The organism is Paraburkholderia sp. CNPSo 3274 (assembly GCF_024206475.1).
Taxonomy (GTDB): domain Bacteria; phylum Pseudomonadota; class Gammaproteobacteria; order Burkholderiales; family Burkholderiaceae; genus Paraburkholderia.
The window spans coordinates 12448-31088 of sequence record NZ_JAMBPR010000058.1 but is presented as its reverse complement, the minus strand read 5'-3'; the positions used below and the strand labels follow the sequence as shown (position 1 = coordinate 31088).

General features: G+C 59.3%; 17 protein-coding genes and 2 pseudogenes. 7 read left to right on the top strand and 12 right to left on the bottom strand.

Annotated features, from left to right (window positions below; translation table 11 throughout):
* Window positions 1-209: 209 nt before the first annotated feature.
* Both M3I54_RS31400 and M3I54_RS31395 read right to left on the bottom strand, forming a co-directional pair.
* Entirely contained in the window at window positions 210-596 is a 387-nt protein-coding gene (locus M3I54_RS31400; protein WP_254343013.1) for a nuclear transport factor 2 family protein, read from the bottom strand.
* Between the two features lie 34 nt (window positions 597-630).
* On the bottom strand, window positions 631-1566 hold the full coding sequence (locus M3I54_RS31395) for an aldo/keto reductase (protein WP_254343012.1): 936 nt from the start codon (window positions 1564-1566) through the stop codon (window positions 631-633).
* A gap of 266 nt (window positions 1567-1832) precedes the next feature.
* Between M3I54_RS31395 and M3I54_RS31390 the strand changes: the two are divergent.
* Window positions 1833-2174: pseudogene (locus tag M3I54_RS31390) on the top strand (aldehyde dehydrogenase family protein); the annotation flags it as partial.
* A gap of 69 nt (window positions 2175-2243) precedes the next feature.
* On the opposite strand, the gene M3I54_RS31385 reads toward M3I54_RS31390, so the two are convergent.
* The 4 genes and pseudogenes from M3I54_RS31385 to M3I54_RS31370 form a co-directional block, all read right to left on the bottom strand.
* Window positions 2244-2603, bottom strand: a complete 360-nt coding sequence (locus M3I54_RS31385; RefSeq protein WP_254343011.1) for a BON domain-containing protein — start codon at window positions 2601-2603, stop codon at window positions 2244-2246.
* A gap of 449 nt (window positions 2604-3052) precedes the next feature.
* Window positions 3053-4087, bottom strand: a complete 1035-nt coding sequence (locus M3I54_RS31380) for an alpha/beta fold hydrolase (RefSeq protein ID WP_254343043.1) — start codon at window positions 4085-4087, stop codon at window positions 3053-3055.
* A gap of 202 nt (window positions 4088-4289) precedes the next feature.
* Window positions 4290-4490: a copper chaperone gene (locus M3I54_RS31375; protein ID WP_254343010.1), complete on the bottom strand. Its 201-nt coding sequence runs from the start codon at window positions 4488-4490 to the stop codon at window positions 4290-4292.
* Window positions 4491-4665: 175 nt separating this feature from the next.
* Window positions 4666-5990: pseudogene (locus tag M3I54_RS31370) on the bottom strand (epoxide hydrolase family protein).
* 804 nt (window positions 5991-6794) lie between these two features.
* On the opposite strand from M3I54_RS31370, the gene M3I54_RS31365 reads away from it, so the two are divergent.
* Together M3I54_RS31365 and M3I54_RS31360 are read left to right on the top strand one after the other, a co-directional pair.
* Window positions 6795-7505 (top strand): SDR family NAD(P)-dependent oxidoreductase, encoded by a 711-nt coding sequence (locus tag M3I54_RS31365; protein WP_254343009.1) that lies wholly within the window; start codon window positions 6795-6797, stop codon window positions 7503-7505.
* Between the two features lie 92 nt (window positions 7506-7597).
* Window positions 7598-7828, top strand: coding sequence for a 4-oxalocrotonate tautomerase family protein (locus M3I54_RS31360; protein ID WP_254343008.1), 231 nt, complete (start codon window positions 7598-7600; stop codon window positions 7826-7828).
* 472 nt (window positions 7829-8300) lie between these two features.
* Here the strand turns inward: M3I54_RS31360 and M3I54_RS31355 are convergent, their stop codons facing one another.
* The 4 genes from M3I54_RS31355 to M3I54_RS31340 all read right to left on the bottom strand — a co-directional run bounded on the left by M3I54_RS31355 (window position 8301) and on the right by M3I54_RS31340 (window position 12864).
* Window positions 8301-9710 (bottom strand): MmgE/PrpD family protein, encoded by a 1410-nt coding sequence (locus M3I54_RS31355; protein WP_254343007.1) that lies wholly within the window; start codon window positions 9708-9710, stop codon window positions 8301-8303.
* Window positions 9711-10268: 558 nt separating this feature from the next.
* The gene (locus tag M3I54_RS31350) at window positions 10269-12020 is read right to left on the bottom strand and encodes an FAD-dependent oxidoreductase (protein WP_254343006.1); all 1752 of its coding nucleotides are present in this window, start codon (window positions 12018-12020) and stop codon (window positions 10269-10271) included.
* Complete coding sequence (locus M3I54_RS31345) at window positions 12017-12385, bottom strand: hypothetical protein (protein WP_254343005.1); 369 nt, start codon at window positions 12383-12385, stop codon at window positions 12017-12019. The genes M3I54_RS31350 and M3I54_RS31345 overlap by 4 nt, the downstream gene beginning before the upstream one ends.
* Before the next feature lie 59 nt (window positions 12386-12444).
* The gene (locus M3I54_RS31340) at window positions 12445-12864 is read right to left on the bottom strand and encodes a DoxX family protein (RefSeq protein ID WP_254343004.1); all 420 of its coding nucleotides are present in this window, start codon (window positions 12862-12864) and stop codon (window positions 12445-12447) included.
* Between the two features lie 845 nt (window positions 12865-13709).
* Between M3I54_RS31340 and M3I54_RS31335 the strand changes: the two genes are divergently transcribed.
* The 4 genes from M3I54_RS31335 (at window position 13710) to M3I54_RS31320 (ending at window position 17811) form a co-directional block, all read left to right on the top strand.
* Window positions 13710-14936 carry an ISL3 family transposase gene (locus tag M3I54_RS31335; protein ID WP_028209167.1) on the top strand — a complete coding sequence of 409 codons (1227 nt, stop codon included), beginning with the start codon at window positions 13710-13712 and terminating at the stop codon, window positions 14934-14936.
* Between the two features lie 483 nt (window positions 14937-15419).
* Complete coding sequence (locus tag M3I54_RS31330; RefSeq protein ID WP_254343003.1) at window positions 15420-16160, top strand: SDR family NAD(P)-dependent oxidoreductase; 741 nt, start codon at window positions 15420-15422, stop codon at window positions 16158-16160.
* Window positions 16161-16211: 51 nt separating this feature from the next.
* Window positions 16212-17114, top strand: coding sequence for an ABC transporter substrate-binding protein (locus M3I54_RS31325; RefSeq protein ID WP_254343002.1), 903 nt, complete (start codon window positions 16212-16214; stop codon window positions 17112-17114).
* A 250-nt stretch (window positions 17115-17364) separates the two neighbouring features.
* A complete protein-coding gene (locus M3I54_RS31320) occupies window positions 17365-17811 on the top strand; it encodes a VOC family protein (RefSeq protein WP_254343001.1) in 447 nt (148 codons plus the stop codon).
* Between the two features lie 374 nt (window positions 17812-18185).
* Here M3I54_RS31320 and M3I54_RS45435 read toward each other — a convergent pair whose 3' ends face one another.
* Together M3I54_RS45435 and M3I54_RS31310 are read right to left on the bottom strand one after the other, a co-directional pair.
* The gene (locus M3I54_RS45435; protein WP_375542248.1) at window positions 18186-18419 is read right to left on the bottom strand and encodes a hypothetical protein; all 234 of its coding nucleotides are present in this window, start codon (window positions 18417-18419) and stop codon (window positions 18186-18188) included.
* Complete coding sequence (locus M3I54_RS31310; protein ID WP_254343000.1) at window positions 18419-18637, bottom strand: hypothetical protein; 219 nt, start codon at window positions 18635-18637, stop codon at window positions 18419-18421. The genes M3I54_RS45435 and M3I54_RS31310 overlap by 1 nt, the downstream gene beginning before the upstream one ends.
* Window positions 18638-18641 lie beyond the last annotated feature (4 nt).

Here is an 18641-nt window from a genome sequence, read left to right as displayed (position 1 = left end):
TTATGCACGCATCCCTTCCGCCTAGTGGTTCTTCTCTGGCGTGGTTCCTTGTCGTCATCCTGAGACGGGTCCGAGGTGTCGTAACTGTCGTCCCGTGTGTGGGGCACCGCGCCGAGATTAGTGGACTCGCTTCCGTTTGCCAGCCCGCAGTCTTGAATTTCGGGTCCCCTTTCTACCCTTCCTGAGGTATATCTCGCCGCAACGCGAAATCACACGATCTGCCGAACCCATTGACTCCGCCAACCCGGTTCCTCAAAGGGATCCGAAAAATACTGAGTCTCGTGAATAACCTTGCCGGCGCGGAACTCCATGACGCTCACCACACACGTCACTCGTCCCTTATAGTCCATCGTATATTCCGTGATCCAGAGATCACCTTCCCCTTGAATCCGCCGGACATTGAAACCCGATGGCTTATCCGGATGATGACTCCGCAACGCCTGCAAATTGCTCCGTCCAATGATTCGCTCGCCTGATTGGGGATAGTCGCAGATGGTATTGTCATCGTAGGTGTCATGTTCCACGTCGAGATCCCCGGCCGCCGACGCGTGCCAGTGTGCATCCAGGGCTTCGCGGATTTTGGCTTCCGGCGTCACCTACGTCCTCACACGGTTCACGTTTCACCATCGCTTACGTTGCGGAGAGGAAGCCCCCGCTGCCGGTTTTGACGACGTCGTTGAATCTCCGCCTGATCTGAATCCGATTGATCTCGTCAAACGCGTCAACCGGAAGGGCAGAGATGTCGAAATTCTCCCGCGCGCGTGCCGCAGTCTTGGGGGTAGTAAGTAACGCCCCGCCACGCTGCACCGCCCAGGCAAGCAGTACCTGTGCTGGCGTCTTGCCAATTTCCTCGGCAATCCGGGAGACGACTGGGTCGTCAAGCGGCCCGGGCCTGATTCCATGACCCAGCGGTGCAAAGGCCAGAAACACGATGTCTTTCTCCTTGCAGAATTCCAGAAGTTCCGTTTCTGGAAGATACGGATGTGCTTCGACCTGCACCACCGAAGGCTTGATTCTCGCCGCTTCGTAGAGGGGCCGCAATTCGTCCAGGAGGATGTCAGACAGTCCAATGGCGCGGCATTTACCTTGATCGACGAGATCTTCCATCGCCTTCCACGTGTCGAGCAAAGTCACACCTTCATCGTAGATGACATCGCCGTTTTCATCGCGCGGGTCTTGCTCATCCCCTGGCTGAAACGCGAACGGAGTGTGTATTAAATAGAGATCAAGATAGTCGAGTCCAAGCCTGCCAAGACTCGCCCCGAAAGCCGGTTCGACACGCTCGGGCCGATGATTGTTATTCCACATTTTTGTGGTCACAAAGACGTCTTCGCGCGCAATCCTTCCCGCAGCAAGTCCTCCCCGCAGAGACTCGCCCACCTCACGTTCGTTCCGATATCGCTCGGCACAATCGATGTGACGATATCCGGTCTCCAGCGCCGCTTTGGTAGCACTGACAGTAGTAGCTCCATCGGGAATCAGCGTGCCAAATCCGAGCGCGGGCATACGCCCGCCTCCGTGATTAAGCTGTAACTTTTTGCTCCGGAAATCGAAAGAATCAATCATGGCGACACCTCCGCACTACTTCATGTCCTGCGACGAAGCACCGACGCCTCGGGCTGCAATTGAGGCGCCAGAGGTCCATGAACAGAAAAACGTCGACGTATTCGAGTCGGCTAACCGCTTCACAGCGAATTCCCGGTGAACGAATTCGTGAACTGCTTCAAGATCGCGATGATCTGGCTTTCCGTGAATCGGGACGTCTTCATGCAAAATTTCCTGTAGATCCTGCTGCTAGAAAATTCTACCTTGAACACCCGTTAACTCTCGGGGGGGCTACCCTGTCGGTTGTCCGCGTGCCTGATCTCGCGAGTGCGATAGCGCTCGTCAACGCGCACGAACTGGGGAACTGAGTATCGCTTTTCACATCCGACGGCAGTGCGGCGCGCGCATTCTCCCGGCAGATTCAGGTGGGCATGGTGGGCATCAACGTGCCGAGTCCGGTGCCGTCGGCGTGGCATTCGTTCGGGGGCTGGAAGCGATCGCTGTTCGGCGATCATCACGCGTACGGCGAGCAAGCTGTGCGCTTTTACACGCGCTATAAGAGTGTCATGCAGCGCTGGCCCGATAGCATCTCCAAAGGTGCGGAATTCGCGATGCCCGTGGCCAGATAAGCCGACCCGGGCGCTGCACGGCCCAGGCGAGGAGCGAACGAGGTCGGGCGGCTGGTATAAAATCTCTGTTCAGTTTCCCGGCTCGGAGACAGTAAGCCGGTTGTCCACGTGACTGACGCCCCTCACCTTCCCTGCTGCCGTTCCCGCCGACTCGATCTGCGATTGATCATGCGCGCTGCCTGCAAGCGTGATGGTGCTGCCGCGCGCCAGCACGTTAATGCGCGAGGAATCCAGCCCCTTCACTTTCGCAAGAGACTGGCGCACTGCATGACTCAGAGCGCGATTATTGGCTCGAATTTGCTTCTTGCCGGAGGCGTCAGTGCTGGCGGACGATGAATCGGCGGCCGACGCACTCCCTACGCCGGCAAGCGAAGCCGTGGCGAACGCCGCCACGGCGGCCATAGTAAGGGTCAACGCTCGGGGTTGCATGCCTGGCTCCTGTCGGTAATGAAGTCACGAACAATGGACGGTACGTCGCATAGCAAGCTTGATTACAGGACCTCGTGTGTATTGCTTCAATAGTCTCCTGGTATGCTTTTCATAAACCAAACGACAGCCCCCCCGCGAATCAGCCTTTGTTCGAGCGCCTGAGACAGTCTCGCGTGATGTGGCAAGAGCGGGTCGCGTCGCGCCAGCCGATCGTGGCGGTCGTCGACGCGGCCGTTCGACCACGCTAGCCGGAAACGCGCGATAGAACGCATTGGCGCTCGTGACGGCAGGATCGCGCGTCGCCGGAGACAACATGTGTGACGAAGTGACGGTACGGGTCCGTCCATGCATCATCTCAGTGTCCTGCGAAGAGGGCTCCGGGCTTTAGATTGTGAGACGCGACCTGACTCCTTTGGATGAACGCGAGCTTGTGACGGCTGCGATATCCGTCAAAGATTCGCCGCCTGAAGTACCGCATCGGCGAAAGCCCTGGGCGCCTCCTGTGGCAGATTGTGGCCGATACCGCCAGCGATCGTCCGATGCAGGTACTTGCCGTTGAATTTTTTGGCGTACGCCGCGGGATCGGGATGCGGTGCGCCGTTCGCGTCGCCTTCGAGCGTGATGGTCGGCACTGAAATCGCCGGAGCTTCGGCGAGGCGCTGTTCGAGCGCATCGTACTGCGTCTCCCCTTGCGCGAGACCGAGACGCCAGCGGTAGTTGTGGATCACGATCGCCACATGATCCGGATTTCGGAAGGAGGCGGCGGAACGTCGAAACGTCTCCTCATCGAACTGCCATTTCGGCGAGGCGAGTTGCCAGATAAGCTTGTTGAAGGCATCGAGATTTGCCGCGTAACCGAGCGCGCCGCGTTCTGTGGCGAAGTAGTACTGGTACCGCCACTGCAGTTCGGAAGCAGGTGGCAGCGGCTTCCTGTTCGCCGCCTGACTGCCGATCAGATAGCCGCTCACGGAGACCAGCGCTTTCACGCGCTCGGGCCAAAGCGCGGCGATGATATCGGCAGGGCGCGCACCCCAGTCGTATCCGCCGAACACGGCCTGCTGAATCTTGAGCGCCTCCATCAGCGCGACGGTGTCGACCGCGGTGACGACTTGCTGGCCATTGCGTGGCGTATCGGCGGAAAGAAAACGCGTGGACCCGTAGCCTCGCAGGTATGGAATGATCACGCGATAACCCGCCGACGCGAGCAGCGGCGCCACTTCGATATAGCTGTGGATATCGTACGGCCAGCCATGCAGGAGCATCACGACAGGACCATCGGCCGGGCCACTTTGTGCATAAGCGATATTCAGCGGGCCGGCGTCGATCTGCCGAATTGAGGTGAAAGTCGCACCGCCGCTCGACGGCTTGGCGGGCGACGTCGGTTGTGCTCTGGCGCGACCGACGATGCCCCACTCGTCCATGCCGATAATCGCTATTGCGGCGCCGAGGGCCCGGCGGCGCTGCAAGCTGACTGAGTCGTCCATGTCCGGTTCTCCAGTAGGACCTCTGTGACAGGCTATGACGATGGACCGCCTATAACAGCCGTACTTTCGTATATGTGGGATATTGTTTGATCTGGTCGCGGTATCTGATGGTATAGAGAATCGCATCGTCGGCGCGTCGGAGAGAAAGCGATTAATGAACGCGATGCGTGACATGCCGACCTTCGACGCCAATTCGTCCACTCTAGGCTTCCTCAATCGTCACGTCATAGTCCTCGTCTTCGAAAGCGACGAGAAACTCTTCTGGCATCAGCCATGAATCGACGCTCACGATCTTCGCATTAACGTCGACTTTGACCTGCGCGTCGGCGTCGACAGTCTTCATCGCATGCTCGATCGTTGGCACATCGTCCGAGCGGATTTCGCTTTTCATAAAAAATTTCATTTGTCACTTCTCCATTCAACAACGGCTGAATAAGGCGGGAGCTATCGACTCATCAGCGTCACTGATTTCGCGTGCCGATTCTACGCACTCCCCCTTCGGCGGCCGACGAGGCGTCGATCTGACGACCCGTCAGCCGTTTCAACGACGCCCGAAGGCGTCGCCCGTATCTTTGCGATCAACGCAGCGACCGAAAGCTCACGCGAACCTCTTCCGAGAACGCTTGCGGTCGCTCCCATGCCGCGAAGTGTCCCCCTTTGGGAAGGCGGTTATAGTGAATCAGCTTGGGATACGCTTTCGCTGTCCAGATCTGCGGGGCAGCGTAGATTTCATCCGGAAAGACGCTGACGGCAACCGGAATGGCAACGTGCTTGGGAGCAAAGAAGTTGAGTTTGTTTTCCCAATACAAGCGGCTCGAGGAGATTGCCGCGTTCGTGAGCCAATAGAGCGTCACGTTGTCGAGCACGTCGTCGCGCGTAAGCCCCTCGGACTGACCGTCAAACACGCGCGCGATAAGTGCCTGGCTGGCGGCGTCGTGGTCGAGCATCCACGCGGCGAGTCCGACGGGCGAATCTTCAATTCCGTACAGCGTCTGCGGGCGGTTCGCCATCTCCAGTGCGTAGCCTAGGCCGTGCTTGTAGAAATAGTCGAGCTGATCGAACGCATGCTTCTCGTCGGCTGAGAGACCCGCTGGCGCCGGCTCTCCCAGCTTGAGTGCCTGTGCGATGTCGTCCGGCACAGTCGCCGGCATGTTGGTGTGAATGCCGATCAGTTCGGGCGGTGCCAACAGGGCCATCTGCTCCGTGACGGCGTTCCCCCAATCGCCGCCTTGCGCTACATATCGCGTGTATCCGAGACGCTTCATCAGTATGACCCACGCCCGTGCGATGCGAACAGGATCCCAGCCGGTCGCGGTCGGTTTGCCCGAGAACCCATAACCCGGAAGCGACGGAATCACTATATCGAATGCATCGGACGCAGGCCCGCCATGCGCCGCCGGATCCGTCAACGGACCGATGATCTTCAACTGCTCGATGATCGAGCCGGGCCACCCGTGCGTGACGATAAGCGGCAACGCATTGGCATCCTTCGAGCGAACGTGGACGAAGTGAATGTCGACCCCATCGATCTCGGTGACGAACTGTGGCAGCGCGTTCAGCCTCGCTTCCACTTTGCGCCAGTCGTAGTCCGTTGCCCAGTAACGCGCGAGCTTTTGCATGGTTGCGAGCTGTACGCCTTGCGACGCATCCGTCACGGTTTCGCGCTCAGGCCACCGGGTCGCCTTGATACGCCTGTTCAAATCGATGAGTTGCGCTTCCGACGCGTGCACATGAAGTGGACGAATAGCGGTTTTGTCAGCACCACTCGACTTCGTTACCTGCTGATGGTTTGGTTCGTCTCCGCGAATGCGACTCGACTCACCGAGGCCGCAACAGCGGCTGCCGTTGCCACGGCACTAAAGCGACGGCGCGATGGGGTCTGGGGAAGGATATCGTCGGCCATACAAGCTCCTGTTGGCAATGAGTACGACGTGGCGGAGCGATGACTGCGGCAGCAATGCAATATCCTGGGCAAACACTTTCACGATTGTCCAATTGAGCCGTCTATGGAGGCAGCCCGCTGCAAGCCTCGCATCGTTGCCGCCTCGACCGACCGCGCACCGCAGTTCGCAATAGTGGTAGCGATTGTGCGGAAAGAAGCCCTCCGGGTAAACGGCCAGGCTAGAACAACAGTTGTGTCGGTCGCGAACAAATCCGTCGCGTCGACTTATCTAGCCATCGCTGCGTTGACGCGATGCGCTAAAAGACTGTGTCGAGATGCCATGCACCGACGACAGCGTCTCTAGCTGGGCGAACAGCGCTGCAACAGGCAACGATCTCGTCAGGGCGGCGGCCTTTGTCACTTCCCTTTTTCAAATTGGGTTTGTCGCCTAAGCTGGAAAGGCAACCCGCGCGGCTTCCCGCTCGGATTTGCCTCGCAGGAATGTTCAACTTGCGAGAACAGATGGTCAATCGACTGGCGCGAAAAACATTCTTTACCGGATGGAACGGCTCGCGCGAAAAACGCGAAAGGCCGGACGCGCCGCCTCGGCATAACGACGCGGATCGCGACGCGCGTCAGACCACAGCTGCTTCGCGAGGGAAAGCAGGCGTCCGCGCCCGTCGCGCCTGATTTGTTCCTCCGAATCACAAGTGTCTGTCCCTGGCGGGTATTCGAACTCGACGCCAAAGCGCCTAGTTTAGCTCCCTATCGGAGCCACGGGCCCGAGCGGCACCAGAGCCCACTTAATTGATTCGGAGGTTGTATATGAGCGCATCACAAAAGGTCATCGTCGTTACCGGCGCGTCGCGAGGCATCGGCGCAGAAGTCGTCAAGGCTTTCCGCAAACTCGACTATCGCGTGGTCGCCACCGCGCGCAGCATCAAGCCATCGGAGGATCCCAACATCCTGACCGTGGCCGGCGACATCGCCGACCCCGAAACCGCACGCCGCGTGATCAGCGAGGCCGTGGACCGCTTTGGCCGCATCGACACGCTCGTCAACAACGCCGGCATCTTCGTCGCCAAGCCTTTTACCAGCTACACCGCCGAAGACTATGCGGCAGTCATGGGCGTGAACCTGAACGGCTTCTTCTACATCACGCAGCTTGCCATCGCTGAAATGGAGAAGCATTCCAGCGGCCACGTCGTCAGCATCACCACCACCCTGGCCGACCACGCGATCGACGGCGTGCCTTCGGTACTCGTCTCGCTCACCAAGGGCGGCCTGAACGCAGCCACCCGGTCCCTCGCGATCGAATACGCAAAACGCGGCATTCGCGCCAACGCAGTCGCGCCGGGCATCATCAAGTCGCCGATGCATCCGGAGGAAACCCACGCCGCACTCGGCGCGCTCCATCCGATGGGTCATATGGGCGAAATGAGCGATATCGTCAACGCGATCGTGTATCTCGACTCCGCCCCGTTCGTCACCGGCGAGATCCTGCACGTCGACGGCGGCCAGAGCGCCGGGCACTAAGCGCGATCAGGCAATACCAGGCACCATCCCGCACGACCGGACGCCGCCGCCAGCTGGCGACCGGTTCGTCAACTACGATCAAGGAGAACGCCATGCCAATCGTCACGATCCAGGTGACCCGCGAGGGCACCAAGCCGGGCGGCGACTCGGTCACCGCAGAAGAAAAAACCGAACTCATCAAGGGTGTCAGCCGCCTGCTGCTCGACGTGCCGAAAAAGCCGCTCGAAGCAACCTTTGTGATCATCCAGGAGGTGGAAACGGAGAACTGGGGCTGGGGCGGCCTACCGACTGACGTATATCGCAAGCAGCGAGGGTTGAAATAGGGGCGTTCGCGCAGCCGTGGTCCTGCGGTGCCATCGTTTGGTTATAGAAGGAGAAGATGACCCGCGGGGGGCCCCAGGATCTCGTCGATCCGCGCTAGCAGTCGCGCTTTCCAGGCGAATATCTACACTTGGCTTGTCTATAACGGCTTGCGCGATTTGCCACGGGCGTCGTATTAGCTCTGGCATCCGGGTATCGTGATCCCGACGATAACAGTCATATCGTCTGAACCCACGGATCAACCTGGCTAACCAGCACGGCCGCGCTCCTTACGAATCGAAACATGACGTTTCACCTTCGCTGGACAGGACGCCACGTCGGTAACAATACGTTAGGCGCGCCGAACGGGTGCGCCATGACTCAAGCGCCCTGGGGCAGCCGCCGCTGCGTTACGGTAAGGTATCCAATGTTGCGCACCATCGCTAGTCGTTCAATCGGATGCGCGATACACCCTCATCCCAAGGACCTTCGTGGCTACTGAATCCCTGGATGTTTCGCCGGATATCGTGATTCTGGACCGACCTTCGCCAGGAGTTGCATCAACTCCTTAATCGGGTGTTCATCCAGTGTGGAGACCAGCTCGATAATCTGGCCTCGAAGCGCTTCATCCGCATAGGGCTCGCTCAGCCAGTGGAATTTCTCGACCGTCCGCTCCCATGTGAGCGGATTCTCCAGCCCACCTTCGAAGCCGACATGTTCCTTTGAGAAGATCCGCCCATCCTTGCACCGGATCGTCACCCTGGTGTTCAACGCGTGCGGATATTGAGCGCTGAATGCGGCGTCCGGCCGCACCGTTACTTTCTTGAGCAGGTCCTGCGCGTCAGCCGCCTGGACGCGTTCCGTTTCAAGCTGGGCCGGCCCCACCTCGTCATCGAGCAGCGCCGCCGCGATCAGGTACTTGAGGTTGTAGTCGGCCTGCTCCTTGGTCTGCGGATCGTCCTTCGGGCCGAAGCCGCCCCCTCCCGCAATATCGAAGCCGGTCTGGAAGATGTCGCACACGACCTCCTCGACCTCTTCGCTCTTCACCCCATTGCGGCGCTTCAGATCGAGCGTCGCCTCGAGCACCGGCTGACCATGAATCAGCGAGCAATACTTTTTCATCACCGTCTCATGAATGACCTCCAGCCTGTGGTCACCCCAGTCCACTTCGAGCTGCTGATCGAACATGCGCACCAGCCCGTTGGGCCCTTCGAACAGACGAAGCGGGCCCGTGAAGCCACGCTTGGCAAGGGAGGCCGAATAGATCGCGCGCATGCCGGTGATGCCCGGTGAGAATCCCTTCCATTGCGATACGGGTTCTGAATGGACGCAGGTCAGCGAGATGTTGTCGACCGTCGCAATCGCAACCGCATGCCCGATCTGCTCAGCATTGAGCCCGAATAGCTTGCCCGAACCCGCGGCCGACGAGATCGCCAGCTGGATCGCGTGATTGAACCCTTTCGCCATGACCGGAACGATCGCGGTGATGCGGCAGCCGATCTCGTACGCCACGGCGAGTGCGAGCATGAATTCCTCGCCACTTGCCGACGCATGATCGGCGGCAGCGAGGATCGTGCCGAAATTGTCACTGGGGTGACAGAGGCCGCCCGGCGACATGTAGCTGTCGAGCAGATCAACATAGCGCACGAGGCCCGAGTTGTACAACGCGGCCTGATCGGGCGACGAGGTACCACCGCCAATCAGAGTGCACGAACCGGAGCGCCCGTACTCGTCAAACTGCTCGCGAAGCGCCTTGAACGGCTTGCCTGGCAGCGCGCCGATCGCGCAGCCCAGACTATCGAGGATGTTTCGCTTGAATACAGTCCGGGACCGCGGCGTGAGATGACTGGCGTGCGCGTCAAAAGCGAACTGTCCGATGCGTTGTGCAGTGGTAGGTGAACTCATGTTGCGAAAGTCTCAGGGTAGATTGCCTGTCAGCCGGTGCGGCGAGCTGATCCACTCCAGCTGGGCCAAAAAGGCGCAATGAACGGTGATCCAGGAGGACAACGTCCTTCGCCAAGAGCTGCTCATCGTAGGTCGGGTTGTCGACAATTTCAAAAGTCGCGAGATAGCTGCCTCACTCTCCGTCAGCCTTGGACATCTTGGTCCAAAATATGTAGCTCGCTACCTGTTCTTTAGCCTCCGTATTCGTCCCCTCCGTTAAGTGGGCGCTAACACAGGCCTTGGCATTCAGGCTTCGTTTGAGGCCATCATAGGTCACATCTGCAATGTGCCCCGATAGACGACATTCGCTCTGTTCATCGGACTGATTGGAATTGGCCGACTACGTGACCGAGATAGTCGCATGGAGTTACCGGCATCCGGCGCGTGTGAGCCGCGACATCCAAATGGAGCAAACTCACCCAGGCAGAATTCAACTGGATAACCGTCCACCGAAACCGGTCACCCCCAGGCTGACTCACGACCGGTGTCCAGGATTTACGCGAACGGGCGCTCCAGCTTTTAAACAACCTCAAGTCTGCAGCGCGCACCGGCCAGGAAACCATGAATCTGCGCCACCACCGCCGCGCCCTCACCCACTGCCGACGCAACACGCTTGGTCGATCCTGAACGAACGTCGCCGATCGCGAAAACACCCTCGACGCTCGTCTGCAAAGGCATCGAATGCACGCCAGCTTCCGCAAGATCAGTCCCTGTCAATACGAACCCTTTGCTGTCGAGCGACACGCCGCATGTCTTGAGCCAGCCAGTATTCGGTTCCGCGCCAATGAATATGAACAGGTGATGTCCCGTCATGCTTCCCCCAATGCCGTCGGCACCGCGGTAGTACACGCGCTCGAGACGCGCATCCCCCTCAAGCACGGTCAGTTCGATACGCGTATGAAGCGTCACATTCGGCAGCGATGCGACGCGTTCGGCCAGGTAGTGCGACATGCTGTGCTCGAGGCTCGCCCCTCGAATGAACATATGCACATGCTCGGCGTGTGATGCCAAAAACACCGCCGCCTGCCCCGCGGAATTGCCGCCACCGATCAGCAACACCGGCTCCTTGCGGCACAGCCTCGCCTCGATCGGCGTCGCCCAATAATAAACGCCACAGCGTTCGAAGCGCGGGAGGTCCTCGACGACAGGTCGCCGATACTCTGCGCCACTGGCGATGACCACAGTGCGCGTGTTAATGCGGCGGCCATCGGCAAGCTCCACGACAGGCGGTTGCTTGTCGCAATATAACGCCTTGACCTCGCACGGGATGCCGATATGTGCGCCGAACTTCTGCGCCTGGACGAACGCGCGGCCGGCGAGAGCTTGACCCGTGATGCCGGTGGGGAAACCCAGATAGTTCTCGATGCGCGCACTCGTACCGGCCTGGCCACCGGGTGCGCGGCAGTCGAACGCCGCGACCGACAATCCCTCGGATGCCGCATAGACGGCCGCCGCGAGTCCCGCCGGGCCTGCGCCGACAATCGCCACATCGTAGACGTGCGTCGGATCGAACTCGGGAATCAGTCCGAGGCAAGAGGCGAGCTGCCCCTCATCGGGGTTTCGCAGCACAGTGCCGTTCGGACAAACGACGAGTGGAAAGTCGTGGGGCTGCGGCGTCAGGCGCTCGAGTAGCGCGATGGCTTCGGCGTCCTGCTCCGCATCGAGCGTCAAATTCGGAAAAGCGTTGCGGCGAAGGAAATTCTGCAACGCGAGGAGTTGTGGGTGATTGGACGAGCCGACAAGAACGACCCCTTGTCCGCGCTCGATCACGAGGACACGCCTCAAAATCAGGGCGCGCATGATCTTTTCGCCAAGATCGGCTTCAGCGATCATTAGGGCGCTAAGTTCGTTGGGCCGCACCAACACCGCTTCGACATCTTCGACGACATGCGCGTCCACAACGGCGGGCTTGCTCGAGAGCTGGGTAACATCCGAGGTGAACTCGCCGCGCTGCGTATAGGTGTGAATGATCCGTTCGTGGCCGAGGCCGTCGCGCCCGACTATCCGGACTTTGCCCGACAGCAGGACGAACATTCCCGGGCAGAGACTTCCCGCACGATAGAGCAATTCGCCTTTGACGTAGCGGGACAGGCTGCCGAAGCGACGCACCCTGTCGACTTCGGCACCCGTGAGGGCCGGAAACATCTGGTGGTAACGCGGATGGTCGCGCACGGTCGGGTCATCGGCGAGCGCGCCGTCGTCGAGACGGCTGCCATCCCCTGTCGACTGACGGGAGGACGTACCGCCTCCCAGCCCTGACTCATTGCTCATCGCGGATTCTCCCCCAACGGCTGATCGGCGCCGCCATCGCCGCGCCGACTGTCGCCGCTGCCGGCGGACGATCGCTTCGACACATCAATAAATGGAGCGGCGGCTGAATATTTTCGCTCGCCTTCTTCGACAGTCACCGGTGCACAGGGGGAATGACTGGGCATTCTGGCCGTCCGCGCGATGGCAATGAAAAGAGTAATCGAGTTATTGCCGCCGGCCAAGAATTCTCGGATTCGTCCTTTGGGTCCGCGTCGGGCTTTATGGACGAGCGCGCAGCGGAAGCGCAGGACTGGTGGCGCCGCATGACCGTTGAAGAAGAGGTTATGCTTCGTTGGGACGGCTGTCGATATGAACTCGTCGATCATCTGTCTGGCACCGGACAAACGCGACGTGACGTTGCATCCTCGGCCCTATAGCACACAGGTTATGGCGCGGCGATGCCATATATCATATCGAGGGAATATTTTCCCGCACCATTAATGTGCAACAGCAAGAAGCCTCCCATTATGCTGAGGTCTTTGTAAAAGCCATCCATGCTGTCGACTTTATCCGCACCTTTCACTGTCCAATAGCGATGCCCTATCAACGCAGTTCCCAGCGTGTATAAAGCCATGAGTAGAGCCGCGAGACGCGTGAACGCGCCAACAGCGACCGCGAACGCAACCGGAAGCTCCATGAAGGTCGCTATGGCAGCAGCCAGTACTGGCATCGGAGCGCCAAGCTGCACCATTTGACTTACCGTGCCCGAATAGTCCCTCAGCTTTCTCCAGCCGAAAATCAGAAATAGTGTCGCGAGAAGAAGACGGGCCACAAGAGTGAGCTCATCGTTGATGCCGTTTATCATAACGCTACCCTATAAAGTGGCGGCTTGGTGACGACCGTGAATAAGTATCGTACGGCATGGCAACTCCTGACCGCGATCAGTGGCCAAAGAAAATATTGCAAAAGCTGACTGGGCCGGCACAGTTCTCGCCGTGGTAAGCATCCCCGCCGCCATGCCGAAAAAGGGAAGATGTATGTTGCTGCGATCCACCCTGAGAGGGCCTCTCCACCGATCCTCCATGGCTCGAATCAGTCGCATAGCCACCGTACTCCAGCTGCTCATTACGCCCACCGCCTGGATCCGACGCCCCACTGTTCTGCGCAAACACCGTGTTTGAAACGGCACACGCAGTCGCAACGACAGAGATGCAAATAATCTTCCACATCGCGGCCTCCTAATCTCACAATGTAGCGCAACAGTTAAGGCGACGAGTCAGCCCCATGTCTCGATCGGATAACATGGAAGACCGCGCTTGGTGCACCACAAAAAACATCGCGCAAGACGAACAGCACATCCATGCATGCGACGTCGTAACAATACGATTAACCCATATCACCCATCAATCATTTACGAAAAGCATAGCGCGTGGTTATGCAATACACCATCCTACGAAAGGGTGACCCGCGACAGACTAGCGCATCACCGCCACATACCTGGGTATGCTATCTCCGTTCGAAATGCCACGTGCAGATATTGTTTGTGACTGAATCGAAAATATGCCTCTTTTGAAATCCGAGTGGGCGGTTTGGCGGGTCAAGGGCGGGCGTGAGCCCGGCGCAGGGAACCCTTGAGGGGCTTTGAATCGACAAGCTGGCGCATGGCTGGTTGCGGCAGAATGCTGCAATCAGACATGCGGGACGATGCGAGTGACGAATCAACTCTTTGAAGCCGCCTTGGGAATCAAGGCACCGTGGTACGTGCAAGGTGTCGACTTTGATACGGCCAAACGACAACTCACGATTGCCGTGGACTTTGTCGCTGGCAGCCGCTTCGCTTACCCCGGGGTTGCCGGTGAGCACCCAGTGCATGACACGCAAATCAAGCGGTTGCGCCACCTGAATTTCTTCCAGCACGAGTGCTATCTGGAAGTGCGGGTGCCGCGCGTGCGCTTGCCAGACGGCTCGGTACGGCTCGCGCAGCCGAATTGGGTTGGCCAACTCGACGGCTTCACGTTGCTGTTCGAAGCGCTGGTGCTGATGCTGGCGCAGCAGATGCCGTTTGCCGCTGTGGCGCGCATCGTCAATCTGTCGTGGCACCGGGTGCATGCCATCTGTTCGCGCTATGTGGAACTCGCGCTCGCGTCGGCGAACCTGTCGGACGTGAGCACGGTAGCTATTGACGAGACCTCGTACCGGCGCGGCCACGAGTATCTGACGCTGGTCGCCGATATGCAGGCGCGCCGCGTCGTGTTCGTCACGCCCGGCCGCGACGCGAAGACGATTGAGCGCTTTGCGGCGTACCTTAGCCAGCACAACGGCACGCCCGAGCAAGTCACCTCCGCAAGCATCGACATGTCGCCCGCGTTCATTAAGGGCGTGAGCGAACATCTGCCCAATGCGCGAGTGACATTCGACAAGTTTCACGTCGTCGCCCATGCGTCCAAGGCGCTTGATATGGTGCGCCGCCAACAACAGAAAGCCGACCCGGAACTCAAAGGGATGCGCTGGACGCTGCTCAAGGACGCCAACAAACTGAATCTTGCGCAATTGACCGACCTCGAGGCGCTTGTCAGGCAGTACGCCACCAGGCGCACCGCCCGCGCATGGCTGTATCGCGAGCAACTGCGCGAGATTCTCGAACGCAAGCAAATCCATGTTGTCTCCGAGATGTTGCGGCAGTGGTGCACCAATGTCATGCGCTCAAAAGTCGAGCCAATGAAGGACGTTGCGCGTCTGATACGTCGGCACTTCGACGGCATCGTCGCCTGGACTCAGACCCGCCAGACCAACGGCTTCATTGAAGCCATCAACGGCTTGTTTCAAGCGGCCAAGCGAAAGGCTCGCGGTTACACGCGCTTCACGACAATGCGCACGGTCCTCTTTCTCGTTGCCGGCAAGCTCGACTTCTCCGGCTTCAACCCGCATGCCTCGTGAGTCGCATCACCCACTCCAAATTCAAAAGAGCCGAAAATATCATCTTCTCGAAAACAAGAAATCATTCCCTGCCCGCTAATCAGGCATCGCTGCATGCGCTCGCTGTCTGTACGCACGTATGACTCGAAACGGATTCCGGCGCAGAGTTTAAGAGGTGTTAAGGAAAGTCTGCAAAGGTCCTGGCATTGACGCCCCGTTCAGCTGTCCTGGAAGCAGCGGGAATTAGTTGAGGAGAAGAGTAGCGCCGCGCAAACGATTTATTCAGGCTGCGCTACTTCCCGAGCAAGGCAGGCGCGAAGAGATTGGGGTTGGCCCGTAACGCATCGCGGCAAACCCGATATTTTCTAGATGGACAAGACAGTTTATCCATGGTTGGTGTTGGGCTTCACTTTAGGAATATCCTAGAATTCAGCTACTCGATGTGGGGCGGCGTATACGCTCCGGGAAAAAGTACCAGGCCAGCGTTAAGGTGGAGGTGATCTCATGGCAGTCGCGCTAATCACGGGAGCCAGCCGGGGCATTGGCGCGGCTGTTGCGGTGGTTCTGGCCGAACACGGGTACAAGGTGGTCGTCAACCATCGCGCCAGCGCATCCCAAGCCGAGGACGTGGTCGCGACTATCGTCGCAGCCGGTGGAGAAGCCGTGGCGATTAAAGCCAACGTCACCGAGCCTGACGATGTCGCGACCATGGTCGATGAAATCGAGCAGCGGTGGGGCGAAGTCGACGTTCTCGTGCACAACGCGTTGACGCCGTATGACGTTACCTCGTTCGCCAACCTGAGCTGGGAGCAACTCGGTGGCAAGCTCGACACTGAGCTGCGTGCCGCCTTCCTGGCAACGAAGGCTGTTGTGCCGGGAATGATTTCTCGTGGCCATGGGCGGCTGATCTATATGAGTACCCTGCTGTCGCGTCATCCGCGTGATGGGATGATTACCCTGGGCACCGCCAAGGCTGCCCTGGACCAGTTCGTGCGGTACGTCGCTTTGGAACTGGCACCGCACGGAATCACCGCCAACCTCGTCGCACCGACCACCGTGGAGGGCGCTACTTCGACTGGGCTGGTCTCGCCCGAACGGCTGGAGGCGATCGCGGCGTCCATACCGATGCGACGGCTCGCCCGTCCCGACGAGGTGGCCAATACGGTGGCGTTCCTGGCAAGTGACGCTTCGGGTTTCACCACCGGCCACTACATTCCGGTGAGTGGGGGATTTGGCATGGAGTGAACACAACGAGCACGCGAATCGTCCGAGACTCGGAGAGCAGTTATTTTGCCAATGCGATTGATTGACCTGACAGAGGTGTTAATTGCCATGCACTCGATTGACCTGACTCATATGGGGAGTGGTACTCACGAAGAGCTGATCGCGCATGTGGCCGATCAAGAGGGATATTTCGAAGATGAAGGTATCCACGTCGCCCTCCGCGACGGAGCCGTGTGGAAGATTGAACGCGTGCGCGCCGGCGCAACCATCGGTCTGGGCCGAACTCTATTGTCGCGGCTGACCGACGGTATCCAATGGACGGCCCTCGCGGTCAACACCCATCGTCCGCTCTTTTGGTTCCTTGGCGCCAACGGGGTGCAATCCATGGACGGTCTTCGAGGCCGCCGACTGGCGGTCCACGGGGCTCGCACCGCCCCCGGGGTTTTCGCGCGGATCGTGCTGCGCAAGCACGGGATGGACCCCGATCGCGACTTGGAATGCGTGGAACGGATCCCGGGGGACTACCAGATGGACCTGCGACGCCTTCGCGACGGCTCGATTGACGCCGCCTACGTGGGCAGCACGTTAGCGCCCGAACAGGTCGCCCTCGAGGAGGGTTTTTCGGTGCTGTGCTGGGTGGGTGACCACTTCCAGATCCCCACCGTGGGACTCGCCGTGGATCCTGCGCGCATCTCACTTGACGATCCGGCCCTGCAGGCATTGGTGCGGGCCAACAAGCGGGCGCTCAAGACGATCGCCGAACAACCCGGTCTGGCCGTCAAATACATCACTTCGATGTTGGGCCGACTGACCAACGAGGAAGCGGAGCAATACTACGAGCGGTACGTCCGCCCGTATTTCACTTCCGACGGTCGGGTGGACCTCAAAGTCGCCCAGCAGGGGGTCGCCGCGGTCGCCACCGAACTTGGCATCCCAGCGGGAACCGCCGACCAGATGTACCTCCCGGCCTCGTAAGCGGGCCGCTACTCAATCAGGATGACCAGGAGTCGACCCGCGCTGTGGCGTCATATCTCTTCTGCATGGCCGTTTACGGGGTGAAGCCGACGCGTGAACGTCCGACCGACGACGCACGTGAACGGCGGTTTGTGGCCGAAGGGACTTGCACCACCTAGTGAGCTAGAAATGCCGGAATTCCCGTTCAATTTCATAGGCGGGAGACTTGAGGCGCATACTCGAGAGCACTATATCGGAATCGGAGTCCTCAATGAACAGCGTACAAATCGAGCAGAAGAGCTATGAGATGCCCCCGCGAGAAGGGATCAGCATCGCGCATTTTCTCACCGTCGCCGACATCGAGCGATCGGCTCGATACTACGAAAAGGTCTTCGGCGCTCGTATTCTGAGCCTCGGTGACGGCAACGCGCCTGGGTACCTTCAGCTTGCGAATATCTGGATGATTCTGAATGTTGGAGGCGGGCCGACCCCGGATAAGCCGACGGTAACGCTCAGCGTCCCCGACCCGAATCACCTCAACAGCTTTTTGAATTTCCGCGTTGCAGATATTCAAGCGTGCTATGAATTATGGAAAAGTCGAGGAGCGGAGTTCATCTCGGAGCCGATCCCCAAGTACGGCGAGACGCGCTGCTACATCCGCGATCCGGATGGATATATTATCGAGGTCGGACAGAGCACCGAGTTGGTCTACGGCTGACGCTCGGCCCGGATTGGATGCCTTAAACGTTTACGGATGCCCGCCTAGCGCTAGCTGATTGGCGCGAAGCGCTCCGGCCCTCAACTGCCGAATCGCGAGCGAGCGGTCCGACCGGGGCGCACTGACTGTTGCACCGTCCGAAGAGGCGGCGCCTTGCGCTCTTCGATCGGTCCGATCGTAGCTAAGCTGACGAGCCTGAATACGCCTCACGCAGCCGGCATGCCGGAAAGCGGACAGACCGAATGTCGCCGGAGGGTCGAACTGCGACGGCCGCCTGTCGCTAGTGTTGCGCGTCGTCCGCAGGCTTCGCGGTTGATTTGCACGGTGGCAGTGGGTGCGCCTCGGCCACCATCAAATCGGCGGGGGGAACAGGTTTAGAACGAACGAGCCTCATCAGGATTCCGGCACGACAACCAGTCCTCGTACGCGGTCGGTGGGATGATCACGACAGAGCGCTTCTCGTCGCCAGGCTTGTGAAAACGCTTCATCAGCGGATGTTCGGCGGCGTTGACCGTGATCATCGTGAACGAGAGCGACGGCGGCCCTTCCGGTTCGTCCCCCGCGCGCCACCGTGGACATGGCGTCTCGACGCCGCTCCGCAATTGCATCAAGCGTTCTTACCCTCATCGATCCACTGCCTAAAAAGGGCGATCTTTTCGGCGGCCCATTGGCCATCACAAGGCATGTCGCCTTGGATCAATCGATCGAGAATGTCGGTGGCATGCAGGCTAACCGACTCAAAGCTCGATAAATCAATTCGCTTTCGCATCGCCTCAATATCTTTTTGTCGAAAAAGTCGACTTATGTCGTCCCTAAAATTCACCATGTGA